We start from the raw sequence: 15,122 nt of genomic DNA on the forward strand, positions 1-15,122 counted from the left end.
AAGCGGAAGATAAGCAAGGAAAGATCCATCCCAAGCTGCCAATCGACGCCAGCAAGTCCGAAAGTCAACAGACGACTTTGGTAGAGGACCTGATGAAGGGCCAAGGCGACCGGGAGTTGACTGACTGTTTTTGCGATATGGTTGGCGCGGAATCTTGATTGTCTCGTTCATTTTCCGTTCGTCTCCCTTCAGTTCAGAGATTCGAACTCCGAGAGCAAATTCAAAATTCAGACCACTTTGGCAAGGTACATCAAGGAGTGATTGTTCATGTCTAAGCCCATGCTTTGGTTTCTTCTTGCCTCCTCGATCCTAGTAGGCTGTGCAGCAGAACAGAAGGCATACACAGGGCCAAGAAATCTCAAATCTGCTATTGCAGCCTTGCCGCCTGAGTCAGTGGCTTGCAAAGTCGAAGGCGTGAAGCGCATGGGCAATCCAGATCCTGCCGAATGGGTTGCAGTGACACAAAAGGTCAAGCGCTCAGGGTGGGTGGCTGTTCGGTACTCAATGGTGGGCGGTCAAGTTGTAGACGCAAAAGTTGAAGCAAGCTACCCAGCTGGTTTGTATGAAGAATTTGCGATCAGTCACACAAAGAAGAACAGGAATCCTGCTGCGCCAGATGCCTCTAACTGCATCACAACGTTGGAATTTACAGTTTCCTGAACCACGCGCGGACTGAGCCACGTCGAGGACTTGTCGCAGGCTGCGGAATACCGTAAATGACATCCGTCAAATTCAGCCACGATCAGCCACAGCACTTTGTTGGATCCTGAACGCCGGACGCTGATGTGAACAGGGCCCTGCCACCAACGAGAGTCGCCTATCGTTCAAAATCAGCTGACAGACTCGGGCAGCGACACAAAGCTCGCGGTGAAAAGTTTGTTCGCAAGACCAAGCAACTGACACTGCATGCGGCCCGAGACCCCAGTTGTTATCCACATCATCCGGCCACAGACAACATAACGAAGATGTCCTCGCCCCTCGATATCCAACAAGGCTTCCCCGACGCTGCACGACACCAAATTGCCGTGCTGTACGACGCCGCATTCGGCGCCAAGCTCGGTATCGCCATTCCAGATGCGAAGCTCCGTTTGCAGATATTGGCTGAAGCCTTCGATCCCTCTCACGCCTTCGTCGCCATCTCCGGGACGCAAATCTTGGGCGTCGCCGGCTTCAAGTCGCGGCACAGTTCGCTGACCGTGGGCATCTCATCGAGCCTGCTCCGCAAGAGGCTCGGGTTGTTCGGCTGGCTGCGCGCGCTCAGCATCCTGGCGCTCTTTGAGCGCAAGCTCGGCCCGGATCAGCTCTTGATGGACGGACTCTGCGTGGCGCCAGAAGCCCGCGGCAGTGGCATAGGCAGCCAGTTGCTGGATCGCCTCAAACAGTTTGCGGCTGAGGAGGGCTACCGCACGATCCGTCTGGACGTGATCGACACCAATCCAGGCGCAAGGCGCTTGTATGAGCGGCTTGGCTTCGTGCCAAGGACCAGCACGCACTTTGCCTATCTGCGTTGGCTGCTTGGTTTCTCTGCCGCCACCACCATGGAGTACCGCCTCGCACCGGCGGCCTGAATCGCCGGTCCACTTGAGTTGCGGGGCCAGCAGCCTTCAGCCTGCGTCGCTGGAGCGCGCCCAAGTCCAGGCATGGCGATATGCTTGGCCTTGTTTCTTTTCATCCTGCCCTCAACAAGGATAGCCCCATGAAAGTTTGTCAGCCCCGTCGCGTCGCGCTCTCGGGCGCCCTGCTCCTGAGCTTGCTGAGCAGCGGTAACAACTGGGCGGCTGACACTTCGCCCGCCGCAGGCCTGCAACGCTGCCGCGCCCTGGCCGACAGTGCCGCTCGCCTGACTTGCTACGACGCCCTGGCCGAGCAAAGCGCCAAGGCACCTGCCGCAGCAGCGGTGGCCGGCGCCGCCGCGATGGCAGCGCCTGCCGCCGCCCCCGAAGCCACCCAAACCTTTGGCCTGCCGGTGCAGCGCCAGAACGAGCCCGATGTGATCAAGAGCCAGATCGAGGGTCTCGTCGAAGGCTGGGGCCCGGGCAAGACCTTCACCCTGGCCAATGGCCAGGTTTGGCAGGTCAGCGACGGCAGCCGCGCCGTGCTTTATCTGAAGAGCCCCAAGGTGGAGATCCGCCGCGCCGCTCTGGGCACCTTCATGCTGGAGCTGGAAGGCACGAACGAAACGGCGCGGGTCAAGCGCCTGCGCTAACTCAAGAGCTGCGCCGCATGATGGCGCAGATGGTCTTCGACAAAGCTGGCGATGAAGTAATAGCCGTGGTCATAGCCCTTGTGCCAGCGCAGGGTCAGGTCTTGCCCCACTTGCTTGCACGCCGCCTCAAAGACATCGGGCAAGAGTTGCATTTCCAGCAGGAATTTGTCTGACATGCCTTGGTCGATCAGGATGCTGCCGGCGAAGGGCGCACAGGTCTGCGCCGCCATCAGGGCGCTGGCATCGTGGGCTGCCCAAGCCGCCGGGTCGGCGCCCAGATAGCCGCTGAAGGCCTTCTTGCCCCAGGCGCATTGGCTGGGCGCCGCGATGGGCGCAAACGCCGAGACCGAGCGGAACTTTTGCGGGTGGCGCAGGGCCAGGGTCAAAGCGCCGTGGCCGCCCATGGAGTGGCCAAAGATGCCCACCCGCTCGGCAGGCAGGTCCAGCTCCACCAAAACCTCGGGCAGAAGCTCCTCGGTCAGATAGCTCTCCATGCGCCAGTGCTGGGCCCAGGGTGCTTGGCTCGCGTCGAGGTAGAAGCCGGCGCCCACGCCAAAGTCCCAGCTCTCGGCCTCGCCGGGCACATTCGCGCCACGCGGGCTGGTGTCGGGCATCAAGAGGGCCAGACCCAACTCGGCCGCCACCCGCTGGGCACCGGCCTTGATGGTGAAGGTCTCTTCGGTGCAGGTCAGGCCGGCCAGATAGACCAGCAGGCCTTTGGCCTCGGGTGGCACAAACAAGGCATAGCGCATGGGCAGGCCGATCTGGGCCGAGTCGTGGCGGCAGAACAATTGCTGGCCGCCAAAACAGGCATGCGCGGACAAGATCTCCATGCTCAGAACTCCACCACCGAACGAATCGATTCGCCACGCTTCATCAAATCAAAACCTTCATTGATCTGTTCCAGCTTGAGCTTGTGGGTGATCAGCTCGTCGATCTTGAGCTTGCCGTCCATATACCAATCGACGATCTTGGGCACATCGGTACGACCGCGCGCGCCGCCGAAGGCGGAACCTTCCCATTTGCGGCCGGTCACCAGTTGGAAAGGCCGGGTGCTGATCTCGGCCCCGGCCTCGGCCACGCCGATGATGATGGAGCGGCCCCAGCCCTTGTGGGTGCACTCCAGCGCATCGCGCATGACCTTGGTGTTACCGATGCACTCGAAGGAGTAGTCGGCACCGCCGTCGGTCAGCTGGACGATGGCATCCACCACATTCGCATGTTCTTTGGGGTTGATGAAGTGGGTCATGCCGAAGTCACGCGCCATCTTCTCGCGTTCGGGGTTCAGGTCCACACCGATGATTTTGTCGGCCCCCACCATCTTGGCGCCCTGGATCACATTGAGGCCGATGCCGCCCAGGCCAAACACCACCACATTGGCGCCCGCCTCCACCTTGGCGGTGAACAGCACGGCGCCCACGCCGGTGGTGACGCCGCAGCCGATATAGCAGACCTTGTCAAAGGGTGCGTCCTCGCGGATCTTGGCCAGGGCGATGCCGGGCACGACGATGTGGTTGGCAAAGGTGGAGGTGCCCATGTAGTGAAAGATGGGCTTGCCGTCGATACTGAAGCGCGAGCTGCCATCGGGCATCAAGCCCTTGCCCTGGGTCGGGCGAATCGCCTGGCAAAGATTGGTCTTGCGCGAGAGGCAGAACTTGCACTGACGGCACTCGGGTGTGTAGAGCGGGATCACATGGTCGCCCGGCTTGAGCCAGCTGACGCCCTCGCCCACTTCCAGCACGATGCCCGCGCCCTCATGGCCCAGGATGGCCGGAAAGATGCCTTCCGGGTCGGCGCCGGAGAGGGTGTAGTAATCGGTATGGCAGATGCCGGTGGCCTTCACCTCCACCAGCACCTCGCCGGCGCGGGGACCGTCGAGCTGGACTTCTTCAATCGTCAAGGGGGCACCGGCCTTCCAGGCCACGGCTGCGCGGGTTTTGATCATGGTTTGACTCCGAGGGGTGTTCAAAAAATAGGGATTGGGCTCAGCATAAACGCTGATCTGCTGCGGGCCTATGCCTAGGATTGCAGTCCTCGGGCGCTCGGCAGGGCCTCATGCAGCGATTCGATGGCGGCGCTGAGCAAGGCCGCCTCGCGTCGAGCCAGGGCTAAACGACGGCGCAGCCAGGGGCTGAGGTCTTGCTGGCTTAGGTGCTCCGGCCAGGCGGCTGCCGCCAGCTCGGCATCGGCGATATCCTCGGCTTCATTGCCAACTCGCTCGGGCAGCAAGGCCCGCTCCCCTGCATCGCATTGGCGCAGGGAGTGCAGCAAGCCGGGCACGCTGGCGGCCAGATCCAAGGGGGCTTGCGCCGCATCCAGGCGCTCACGGCGGCGGCTCAACAACTGCTGCAAAGCGCCCAGCAAGGCCATCAGGCGGTAGCCATGGCTGAGCACCGCCTCGATCTGGGCCTCGGGCAGGTGCACGCTGCGCGGCTCCACCCTTGTGCGCTGGGCGGCCGCGGCCAAGGCGGCCAGGGCCGTGTAAGCCTGCTGCCGACTCAGGCGCTGCGCCAACTGCTGCTCGGCCGTGGGCGCCCATTGCAAGACATTGCGGGCATGGCGGCCCAGGGCGGCGCGCAGCTGCTGGTTCAGACGTTGCAAGGAGCGGTACTCCCAGGAGGGCAGCACAAAGCAAAAAGCCCAGGCCAGCAGGGCGCCGATGACCGTGTCGGCCAAGCGCTCGCCCACGGCCGGGCCATGGCCTTGGCCTGCCGCCAACAACAGAGGCTGCAGCAAGGCCATCAGCGTGGCTGCGGTGGCCGCCACCCGGTAGCGCTGGTTCACATAAGCATGGGCCACGCCCACGGCGAGCACAAAGCTCAGGGCCAAGAGCCAATGCTGGCCCGTCTGCGCCAAGGCCAGCACCAGCAGGCAGCCGATGACGGTGCCGATGATGCGCTCATTGCGGCGCGACAAGGTCTGCTCCAGATTGCCGCGCAAGACCACGGCCACGCTGAGCACCAACCAATGCGGGTGCGCCGCCCAAGGCAGGGCCAGGCCCAGGGCATAGGCGAGCGACAGGGCCGCCGCACCGCGCAAGGCATGGCGCATCACACCCGATTGCAGGCTGAGATGAGGCTTGAGCGCCGCCAGCGGCCAGCCCTCGGGTGAGACGAAGAGCTGCAGCTGCTCGCGCGTCCAGGCGTTCTCGCGGTCGGGCCCGGCGCAGCGCGCCACCATGGCCGCGATATCGTCAAACATATGGCCGACACGGCTTTGCAAGGCGTCGACCAGATGGCGGCGGGCATCCTCTGGCGGCGCAGGCACGGCGGCTAGGCGCTGCGCTAGATCGCGTCGCCATTGCTGGGCCGACACCGCAGGCAGGGCCGCGCCGGTTTGCAGGTGTTGGGCCAAATGCTCCAGCGCCGTGGCCAGGGGCAGCAAGGCATCGGCCAGGCTGGCGCGCCAGGCCTGGGCGGCGGCATCCTCACCCAGCAGATGCACATCCAGGCGGCTGGCCAAGAGCAGGTCACGCAACTCGATCAGGCCCAGCACCAGATCGATCTGGCAGCGGCTGTGCACCGAGGGGCGGGCGGCAAAGACCTGATCGCGCGCGGCCTGCAAGGCATCGGCCAGCAAGACATCGTCGGCAATCGAGGCGCGGATGGAGGCATCGCTGGCCGACACCTCGCCGCGTATGCGCAGGGCTCGTGAACGCAGGCGCTGCACACAAGCCCGCATCGCTTGCGCCACCGCCAGCTCGCGATAGCGCCGGCGCAGCAGTACAGCGCAGGCGCGCGCCCACAAGGCATACAACAAGGCGCCGGCCAGCACCCAGCCCGCATGCTGCCAGGCCTCCAGGGCGCTGCTGGGCGCCGCCCAGGCCATGGCGAACACCAGGGCCAACACGCCGGTGAAGGACAGCGGCCCGGCCCGCAAGCCCCAGGCCATGCACATCAGGGTGCCGAAGGCGATCAGCGCGATCAGCAGCGTCATGCCGATAGGCGAGGACCGCGTCAGGCCCACGGCCAGGGTCACCAAAGCCGCCAACAAGGCCGCGGGCAAGACCCGCCGCCAGACGCGCTGCGGCGGATTGGGCACATCCGGCAGGCTGGCGCAGACCGCGCCCCCGGCCGCGGCCATGCCCACCGGCAGGCCGAAGACCAGGGCGAACAAGGCTTGCACCCCGGCCACGCCCAGGGCCACAAACACGCCGTTCAGCTGCGCCGCGCTGAGCCGGCGGCCCAGCACGGTGGCGCGCAGCGAGGAGGCGTTCAGCATCAGCGCGCCAGCTTCAGGCCGCAGCCCGCTCCAGCGCATCAACAAACATCTTGGCCACGTCAAAGCCCGTCTGGTCGGTGATCTCCTGGAAGCAAGTCGGGCTGGTGACGTTGATCTCGGTCAGGCTGCCGCCGATCACATCCAGGCCCACCAGCAGCAGGCCGCGCGCGGCCAGGATGGGACCGACGGCGGTGGCAATTTCGCGGTCGCGCTCGCTGATGGGCTGCGCCACCCCCTTGCCACCGGCCGCCAGATTGCCACGCACCTCGCCGCCCTGCGGAATGCGGGCCAGGCAGAAAGACACGACCTCGCCGCCTATCACCAGCACCCGCTTATCGCCCTGCACGATCTCGGGCAGATAGCGCTGCACCATCACCGTCTCGGCGCCGTCCTTGTTGAGGGTCTCGATGATGGAGCCCAGGTTCAGACCGTCGGCGCCAACGCGGAAGATGCCCGCGCCACCCATGCCGTCCAGGGGCTTCAAGATGATGTCTTGGTGCTCGGCGTGGAAGGCCCGAATCACTGAAGCCGAGCGGGTCACCAGGGTGGGCGGGCAGAACTGCGGGAACTCCATCAGCGCCAGCTTTTCCGGGTGCTCGCGCAGGGCCGCGGGCTTGTTGAAGACGCGTGCACCCTCGCGCTCGGCCTGGCCCAGCAGATGGGTGGCGTAGAAGTACTCGGAATCGAAGGGTGGGTCCTTGCGCATCAGCACCGCGCCCGTCTCGGCCAGCACCAGCTCCTGCGTGGCAAGCACGGTGAACCAATCTTTCGCGTCACCCGTCAGGGCCAGGGCGCGTGCCTTGCGCGCCACCACCCGCCCGCCGGAGCGCCAGGCCAGATCGTCCACCTCGCAGGCCCAGATCTCGTGGCCACGTCGGGCGGCCTCGCGCATCATGGCGAAGGTGCTGTCCTTGTAGGTCTTGAAGTGTTCAATGGGATCGGCGACGAAGAGCAGTTTCATGATGAGGCAAGTCCGAAAAAGAGAAATGAATTCGCGTGCTTTTACTTGGCTCGCAAGTGTTGCAGCAAGAGCGCCACGCTGCCCGCCACCACGCCCCAGAAGGCCGAGCCTATGCCCAGCATATTCAGGCCCGAGAGCGTGACCAAAAAGGTCAGGATGGCGGCGTCGCGATGTTTGACTTCGGCAAGGGCGCTGCTCAGACCACCGGCAATTGTGCCCAGCAAGGCCAGGCCGGCAATCGCCGCGACCAACTCGCGCGGGAAGGCCACCAGCAGGCCCACGACGGCGCCGCCGGCCAGACCCAGGGCGATGTAGAACAGGCCAGCACAGGCCGAGGCGAGATAGCGCCGGCCCGGATCTTCATGCGCCTCGCGGCCCATGCAGATGGCGGCGGTGATGGCGGCCAGATTGAAGGCATAGCCGCCAAACGGAGCCAGCACCAGACCGGCAAGACCTGTCACCGTAATGCTGGGTGAGACCGGCGTCTGATAGCCCGAGGCACGCTGGGCCGCCACGCCGGGCAGATTCTGCGAGGCCATGGTGACGAGGAAGAGCGGCAGGGCCACGCCGATCAAGGCGGCCAGGCTGAAACTGGGCGTGGTCCAGACCGGCTGGGCCCAAGCCCATTCCACTGCGCCCAATTGCAAGCGCCCCTGCAGGCCCGCCACCGCCACGCCCATGGCCAGCACGCCGGGCACGGCATAACGCGGCCACCAGCGCTTGCCCAGCAAATAAGCCAGGGCCATGGCCAGCACCAGCGCCGGCGCCGTGCGCACCGTCAACACGGCGTCCAAGCCAAAGCGGGCCAGCACCCCGGCCAGCAAGGCCGAGGCCACGGCCAGGGGAATGCGATCCATCAGGCGCTCAAACCAGCCGGTGAGGCCGAACAAGACGATCAGGGCGCTGCAGACGAGAAAGGCGCCAATGGCCTCCGCCATGGGAATTCCGGAGGTGGCGGCGATCAGGGCCGCACCGGGGGTGGACCAGGCCGTCAGCACCGGCTGGCGGCTCCACAGCGAGAGCGCGAGGCTGGTGACACCCATGCCCAGACCCAGGGCCCACATCCAGGAACTGGTCTGGGCCGGCGTGGCGCCCAGGGCCTGCGCGGCCTGGAAGACGATGGCCACCGAGCTGGTGAAGCCCACCAGCACGGCGACAAAGCCGGCCACCAGGGCGGAGAGGGAAAGCTCGCCCAGCCAAGTCTTGCAAATGTTTGCTGTCATGCACGGCAGCATAACCAAGGCAAGCTTTGCATCAGAGCGGCTAACAAAACTCTCAGGGTCGCGTTGGCTGCCAATTCGTATGTCGCACCCGCAGCCTCACCGGGTCAGAAACCCCTGGACGAGCGGCCTACACTTTTGACATTAGGAACCAAGGCGTATGACCGCAGACTGCCTTGGGCAATCCGAGTCGATCCGCGATCGAAATGAACTGAGGCGCATTTGTCCATGCACACCCATTCCAAAGCGCCCGCTTCCAAGCTTGCGCCAGAGATCAAGAAGTACCTGGAAGCGTCCTTCCCGAGCCATCTGCCAGGCGCAACCGTGGCCATCCTTCAGCATGGGGAACTCATTCACAAGTCAGCGTACGGCCTGGCAGACGTGGGCCGAGGTATTCCGATGTCGCTTGACTCCATCCACCGTATCGGCTCCTTGACCAAGCAGTTCACCGCCGCCGCCATCATGCTGCTGAACGAGCGTCGGCTGCTTTCTCTCGACGATGCGCTGACCCAGCATCTGCCCAACTGCCCGGCGCAATACGAAGGCATTCGCCTGAGGCACTTGCTCAACCACACCGCGGGTGTCGTTTGCTTTACCGAAGTCGAGGACTTTGAAAGCGTCGAAGCCTCTGAGCTGTCGCAGCAGCAGGTGCTGGCCTTGTTTCAGAACGCCCCCTTGCTGTTCCTACCCGGGACCCAATTCTCGTATAGCAATTCTGGCTATTTTCTGCTCGGCCTGGTGATCGAGCGCGTTGCAGGAAGGCCTTTGACGGAGTTCTTCCATGACAACATCTTCTCGCCTTTGGGGATGCGATCCACCGCACTGGAAGGCCACCTGGGTATCCGGCCGATCCAGGGCTACACCCAAGAGCCCGACCTGCAACTGGCGCCGCCCATCAGCATGGCCATCCCCTTTGCTTCCGGCGCGCTGGTCTCGACCATTGACGACCTGATTCGATGGGAAGCCAGTGTGGGATCTGCGAGCCTGTTGCCTGCTCAGGCGTGGCAAACGATGTGGGCGCCCACCGTGCTGCCCAGTGGCGAGACCTGCTTCTACGGCTATGGCTTCGAAAGACGCAGCATTCAAGGCTTGACCGTGATCGAGCATGACGGGGCCATCAGCGGGTTTAACTCCTACAGTGCCCGCACGCCCGATCGAAGCCTGTTCGTTTGTTTGCTCAGCAATACCGACTCGGGCGATCCGTCGGCCATAGAAGTGGGCGAGGCCCTCATGCTTGCGCTCGCAGCGTGAGGCAGGCAACGAAGAGTTCGCGCGTTGATTCCTTCTTCCCCGCTTTTGCGTGGGATGTTGGCGCGCTCGCCGGATCGGGCTCGACGAGGCCGGACACCAAGGCCCAGGCCTGAGCTTGCCGGGTGCCCGCGCAATCGCGCCGGCTCTTGCAGACCCGCCCTGGGAAGCGTGAAAAATTATGAGAAGCGGGCGAAAGATCGCATTTCTACTGACCCAGTCGGCGCCTTCTCGAGCGCAAACTGCGGGCCATGTGCCGTTTTCTTGCCTATCTGGGTCCATCCATTTTTCTGGATGAGTTGGTTTGTACGCCGCGCCACTCCCTGGTGCGACAGTCGCTGCGGGCCGACGAGGCCAAGGCCGTCACCAATGGCGATGGTTTTGGCATCGGCTGGTATGGCGAGCGCGCCGAGCCCGGTATCTACCGCGAGGTGATGCCGGCCTGGTCGGACGAGAACCTGCTGGCCTTGTGCAGCAATGTGCGCTCCCGCCTCTTTTTCGCCCATGTGCGCGCGGCCACCGGCACGGGCATCGCGCGGCAGAACTGCCACCCCTTCCACTACGGCCCCTACCTCTTCATGCACAACGGCCAGATCGGCGGCTATGGCCAGCTGCGTCGGGCCATGGAGTCACGCCTGCCGGATCATCTCTACGCCCAGCGCAAAGGCGCGACGGACTCGGAGCTGCTCTTTCTGATGATCATCAACCGCATGGAGATGGGCGAGACGATTCCCCAGGCGGTCAGCCAGGTCCTGAACGAGACCCTGGCCATGATGCATGTGCTGCGCATCGACAAGCCGCTGCGCTTCTCCGCCGCTCTGGCGGATGGCAAGGAGGTGCATGCCTTCCGCTTCTCCAGCGATCTGCATGCGCCCACGCTCTATCTGCATCGCCAGGGTGAGCATGGCCAAGTGATCGCCTCCGAGCCGCTGGAAGACGGGCACGAGGGCTGGGAGCTGATCCCGCAGGGCACGGTGGTGCACCTGACGGCCGAGGGGCATCGCTGCGAAGACTTGATCTAAGCCCAGGCGAAAAAAATCACCCGGCGCCTAGACGGCGTGCGGGTGATTTCTCATTTTGGTAGGACTTAGATCTCGACCTTGGAGCCCAACTCCACAATGCGGTTGGTCGGCAGGTGCAGGAAATCAGCGGCAGCCGCGGCATTGCGGTGCATGCTGGCGAACAACTTCTCGCGCCACAGCGCCATGCCCGAACCGATGGTGGGGATGACGATGTCGCGGGAGAGGAAGTAGCTGGTCTCCATCTCATCCAGATGCACGCCGTGCTGCTTCATCAGCTTCAAGGCCTCGGGCACATCGGGCTCGTTCTTGAAGCCGAAGTTCAGGCTCACCATCCAGCAGTCATTGCCCAGCGGCTCGTAGCGGACCCGCTTGTCAAAGCCGACCCAGGGCACTTCGTGGTGCTTGACGGTGACGAACAGGTTTTGCTCGTGCAGCACCTTGTTGTGCTTGAGGTTGTGCAGCAGGGCGTTGGGCGTCACACCGGCCTCGGCGGCCAGGAACACGGCCGTGCCGGCCACCCGCGTGGGCGGGTTGATGAAAATGGCTTCCAGAAAGCTCTTCAGGTCGATGGCGTCCTCGCGCAGCTTGTCGCTGAGTTGGCGGCGACCTTGCTTCCAGGTCAGCATCAGGGTGAACATGCCGATGCCAATCATCAGCGGGAACCAGCCGCCCGCCACCAGCTTGAGCATATTGGAGGCGAGGAAGGTCACGTCGATGATGAAGAAGAAGCCGGTGGCCAAGAGGCACAGAGGCAGCGGGTACTTCCAGCCATGGCGGATGACGAAGAAGGTCATCACCGTGGTGATGGTCATATCGATGGTCACCGCAATGCCGTAAGCGCCGGCCAGCTTGCTGGAGGAGCCGAACAAGACCACGGCCAGCACGATGAAGACGAACAGACCCCAGTTGACGAAGGGCACATAGATCTGGCCCGTGTCACGCACCGAGGTGTGCAGGATGCGCATGCGCGGCAGGATGCCCAGCTGCACCGCCTGCTTGGTGACCGAGAAGGCCGCCGTGATCAGGGCTTGCGAGGCCACGATGGCCGCACAGGTGGCGAGTAAAAAGAGCGGGATCTCCGCCCAAGCAGGTGCCAGCAGGAAGAAGGGGTTCTTCACGCCCTCGGGGTTGTCCAGCAGCATGGCGCCCTGGCCAAAGTAGTTGAGCACCAGGGCGGGCATGACGATGCCATACCAGGCGATGCGAATCGGTTTGCGGCCGAAATGGCCCAGGTCGGCGTACAGCGCCTCGCCACCGGTCACCACCAGCACGACAGCGCCCAAGGCCACAAAAGCCACCCATTTGTGCGCCAGGCAAAACGCCACGGCATAGGCCGGATTGATGGCCACCAGCACATGGGGGTTGTCAAAGATATGCGGCAGACCCAGGGCCGCCAGGGCGCCAAACCACAGCACCATCACCGGCCCGAAGGCCCGGCCAATGCCGCCCGTGCCGAAGCGCTGCACAGCAAACAAGCCGGCCAGCACCACCAGGGTCAGCGGAAGTATGGCGTCATGGAATTGGGGCTGGTAGACGTCGATGCCCTCCACCGCGCCCAGCACCGTCATGGCCGGCGTGATCACCGCATCACCGTAGAAGATGGCGGTACCAAACAAGCCCACCAGCAGCAGGCCGCGCCGCAGCTGCGGCTTGTCGTTCACCGCATTGGTGGCCAAGGCCAGCATGGCGATCAACCCGCCCTCGCCGTTGTTGTCGGCGCGCAGGATCAGCAACACATATTTGATGGAGACGATGATGGTCATCGTCCAAAACAGCAGCGAGAGCACGCCCAGGATGTTGTCGGCCGTTGGGGCTACATGGCCGCCATGGAACACTTCTTTGAGTGCATAGAGTGGGCTGGTACCGATGTCGCCATAGACAACACCCAGCGCACCCAGGGTCAAACCGGCCAGAGCCGACTTGGATTGGGGCGTGTTATTGGAACTCACGTGATTGCAGACGGGCCCCACAGAGCCCGCTCAAGCCAAAACGGGTATTTTGCCCCTCGTTTGCTGCGTCGCATCAAAACTTAGACCCCATCGTTGCTGAAGTCCCGGCCTGTCTCTGCATTTGGGGGCTTGACGCTTCAGCCCGGCTGCAGCAGAGATTTGTCCAGCACCCGGCGCACAAATTCCAGCGTCGCCTGGTTCAGGTACTCGCGGTTGCTGGCCTTGGTGAAGCTATGGCCTTCGTCTTCGGCGGTCAAAAACCAGACCGGTGTGCCGTTGGCGCGCACCGCAGCCACCATCTGCTGCGCCTCGCCGTACGGCACCCGTGGGTCATTGCGGCCATGGACGACGAACAAGGGCTTGCGCACCTCGGCGGCGCGGCTCAGCGGCGAGATGCGCTGCAAAAACGCCCGCATGGCGGGGTCGCGTTCGTCGCCATATTCGGCGCGGCGGTTGTCGCGACGATAGCTTTCGGTGTTCTCCAAAAAGGACACAAAGTTGGCAATGCCCACCCGGCAAATGCTGCCGGCAATGCGTTTGGACTCGTGGGTAGCCACCGCCAAAGACATATAGCCCCCATAACTACCGCCGGCCACCACCACACGGTTGGCGTCCATATCGGCACGGCTCGCAATCAAATCCAGCAGGGCGCTGATGTCCTTGACCGAGTCTTCGCGGCGCAGGCCGTTGTCCAGGCCGAGAAAGCGCTGACCGAAGCCGTCCGAACCTCGCACATTGGGCAGGATCAGATGCATGCCCAGCTCTTCCACCAGCTGCCGCATCAGCCCCGACAGATGGCCGGGCCGCGATTGCGAAGACGGCCCGCCATGGATGCTGATGTAAACAGGCCGGGGCCCGGTGAAGCGCGCCGGCGGGGCGATATGCAGGCCGGAGATTTCCAAGCCGTCAAAGCTCTTCCACTGCAGGCTGGCGTATTCTGGCCCGGCGGCCGACGCCTCATGACCGGCCCAGAGCTGCAGCTCATCGGTCTGGCTGTTATAAGCATAGATGCGCCCCGGGCTCTGCGCCGAGGCATGTTCAAAGCCCAGCAAGGGCAAGCTGCCATGCCAGCGCAGCGTGCGCATCACACCGGCCGGCAATTGGCTGGCGATGCGGCGCGGCTGCGCCTGGGCTTGTTGAGGGTCGAACAAGCGCAGCACCGAAACGCCCTGCTCATTGTTCAGCAAGGCCAAGGGGCGCCCATCGGCTCGGGGCGGCACGGCCAGGGCCTCCAGATCCGACTTCATCTCACTGAGCCAAGGCTGGGCCTGACCGCTGGCCAGGTCCAGGCGCACCAGATGGCGGTAGTCCGACTTGAGCGCCTGCCTGCGCCACAAGGCATTGGCAGGCGGCGCTACGGGGGCGTCTTCGGTCTCGACCTCGGCATTGGCCGCGTCCTCGTCCTCCGCCTTAGCCTCGGCGGCGCCCAGAGGCCGCCCAGGCTTGCCATCGAGTTCATAGCGCAAGAGCTGGCTGCGCTTTTGCACGGTGCGCTTGATCACGATGCTGCCGCTGGGGCTGACATTCAAGTCTGTAAAGCGCCCGCCCTCCACCGCCGCCAACTCGCGCGGCTGTGGCGGATTCTGCAGGGGGTCGACCCACATCAAGCGGCTAAAAGGGCGGGCCGCCTTGGCCCCGGCCTCGGACTGTCGATTCAGGCGCTCCCACAGATAAACCAGGCCGCGGCCCTGGGGCAGGAACTGGTAGTCGCTGACCCGCCCCTCATTGCCGCTGAGACTCTCGGGCAGCGCCAGTGCCTCGCCCTCCGCCCCCGGGCTCAGGCGATAGAGCTGGTAGGCCTCGTCCCCGCCTTGGTCGCGACTGAAGACCAGGTAGTCGCCGCGCTCGGGCTCCCAGCTGGCTTGGGCGACGGCATCTCGCCCTTCGGTCAAGACCATGGGCTTAGCGCCCGCGGCCTTGAGCAGATGCAGTTGCTGACGGCCACCGACTTGCGCCAACACCAGCATCTCCCGCCGCAATGGATGCCAATCGACAAAACGCGGGCTGGCCACCTCCTTGGCGGCCGGGCGGCTGGGCTGAGTCAGCGCCGGAATCCCGTCGGCCAGCAGGCTGGGGCCGGGCTCAAGGCGCCGCTCCTGCGCCCAAGCAGGACTCAGCACAGCGGCGAGGAGCAAGGTGCCGGCAAAACAGTTCCACAAGGGCTTCTGATACGTCTTCATATGCAAGCCAAACTCCGGAACAGCACGAGGCTGCCTAAAAAGAAGAAGGGTCAATGCCCAGGCACTGACCCTTTGCGACACCGAGCCCCCGAGTGAACCCAGGGGCGGCACGGCC

At 64.0% G+C, this 15,122-nt stretch carries 12 protein-coding genes; 5 read left to right on the top strand and 7 right to left on the bottom strand.

What is annotated here, in order from left to right; all coding sequences use genetic code 11:
• The first annotated feature begins 267 nt into the window (after window positions 1–267).
• The 3 genes from DBR47_RS18715 to DBR47_RS18725 all read left to right on the top strand — a co-directional run bounded on the left by DBR47_RS18715 (window position 268) and on the right by DBR47_RS18725 (window position 2,206).
• Window positions 268–660 carry a hypothetical protein gene (locus DBR47_RS18715; protein WP_124452889.1) on the top strand — a complete coding sequence of 131 codons (393 nt, stop codon included), beginning with the start codon at window positions 268–270 and terminating at the stop codon, window positions 658–660.
• Between the two features lie 305 nt (window positions 661–965).
• On the top strand, window positions 966–1,568 hold the full coding sequence (locus DBR47_RS18720) for a GNAT family N-acetyltransferase (RefSeq protein ID WP_124452891.1): 603 nt from the start codon (window positions 966–968) through the stop codon (window positions 1,566–1,568).
• Window positions 1,569–1,696: 128 nt separating this feature from the next.
• On the top strand, window positions 1,697–2,206 hold the full coding sequence (locus DBR47_RS18725) for a hypothetical protein (RefSeq protein WP_124452894.1): 510 nt from the start codon (window positions 1,697–1,699) through the stop codon (window positions 2,204–2,206).
• On the opposite strand, the gene fghA is transcribed toward DBR47_RS18725, so the two are convergent.
• The 5 genes from fghA to DBR47_RS18750 all read right to left on the bottom strand — a co-directional run bounded on the left by fghA (window position 2,203) and on the right by DBR47_RS18750 (window position 8,611).
• Window positions 2,203–3,039: an S-formylglutathione hydrolase gene (fghA, locus tag DBR47_RS18730; RefSeq protein WP_124452896.1), complete on the bottom strand. Its 837-nt coding sequence runs from the start codon at window positions 3,037–3,039 to the stop codon at window positions 2,203–2,205. The two genes, DBR47_RS18725 and fghA, sit on opposite strands and share 4 nt — an antisense overlap.
• A 2-nt stretch (window positions 3,040–3,041) precedes the next feature.
• Window positions 3,042–4,148 carry an S-(hydroxymethyl)glutathione dehydrogenase/class III alcohol dehydrogenase gene (locus DBR47_RS18735; protein WP_124453191.1) on the bottom strand — a complete coding sequence of 369 codons (1,107 nt, stop codon included), beginning with the start codon at window positions 4,146–4,148 and terminating at the stop codon, window positions 3,042–3,044.
• 77 nt (window positions 4,149–4,225) lie between these two features.
• Complete coding sequence (locus DBR47_RS18740; protein WP_197047152.1) at window positions 4,226–6,427, bottom strand: FUSC family protein; 2,202 nt, start codon at window positions 6,425–6,427, stop codon at window positions 4,226–4,228.
• A gap of 13 nt (window positions 6,428–6,440) precedes the next feature.
• Window positions 6,441–7,388 (bottom strand): glutathione synthase, encoded by a 948-nt coding sequence (gene gshB / locus DBR47_RS18745; protein WP_124452900.1) that lies wholly within the window; start codon window positions 7,386–7,388, stop codon window positions 6,441–6,443.
• Between the two features lie 41 nt (window positions 7,389–7,429).
• Window positions 7,430–8,611, bottom strand: coding sequence for a benzoate/H(+) symporter BenE family transporter (locus DBR47_RS18750; RefSeq protein WP_124452902.1), 1,182 nt, complete (start codon window positions 8,609–8,611; stop codon window positions 7,430–7,432).
• 225 nt (window positions 8,612–8,836) lie between these two features.
• On the opposite strand from DBR47_RS18750, the gene DBR47_RS18755 reads away from it, so the two are divergent.
• Window positions 8,837–9,859 carry a serine hydrolase gene (locus DBR47_RS18755; protein WP_124452905.1) on the top strand — a complete coding sequence of 341 codons (1,023 nt, stop codon included), beginning with the start codon at window positions 8,837–8,839 and terminating at the stop codon, window positions 9,857–9,859.
• A gap of 248 nt (window positions 9,860–10,107) precedes the next feature.
• Window positions 10,108–10,878, top strand: a complete 771-nt coding sequence (locus DBR47_RS18760) for a class II glutamine amidotransferase (protein WP_124452907.1) — start codon at window positions 10,108–10,110, stop codon at window positions 10,876–10,878.
• 65 nt (window positions 10,879–10,943) lie between these two features.
• On the opposite strand, the gene DBR47_RS18765 is transcribed toward DBR47_RS18760, so the two are convergent.
• The gene (locus tag DBR47_RS18765; RefSeq protein ID WP_124452909.1) at window positions 10,944–12,827 is read right to left on the bottom strand and encodes a potassium transporter Kup; all 1,884 of its coding nucleotides are present in this window, start codon (window positions 12,825–12,827) and stop codon (window positions 10,944–10,946) included.
• Window positions 12,828–12,964: 137 nt separating this feature from the next.
• Window positions 12,965–15,007, bottom strand: a complete 2,043-nt coding sequence (locus DBR47_RS18770) for a prolyl oligopeptidase family serine peptidase (protein ID WP_197047153.1) — start codon at window positions 15,005–15,007, stop codon at window positions 12,965–12,967.
• Window positions 15,008–15,122: the final 115 nt, after the last annotated feature.

The sequence above is a fragment of the Paucibacter sp. KBW04 genome, from assembly GCF_003852425.1.
In the GTDB taxonomy this organism is placed as follows: domain Bacteria; phylum Pseudomonadota; class Gammaproteobacteria; order Burkholderiales; family Burkholderiaceae_C; genus Paucibacter_A.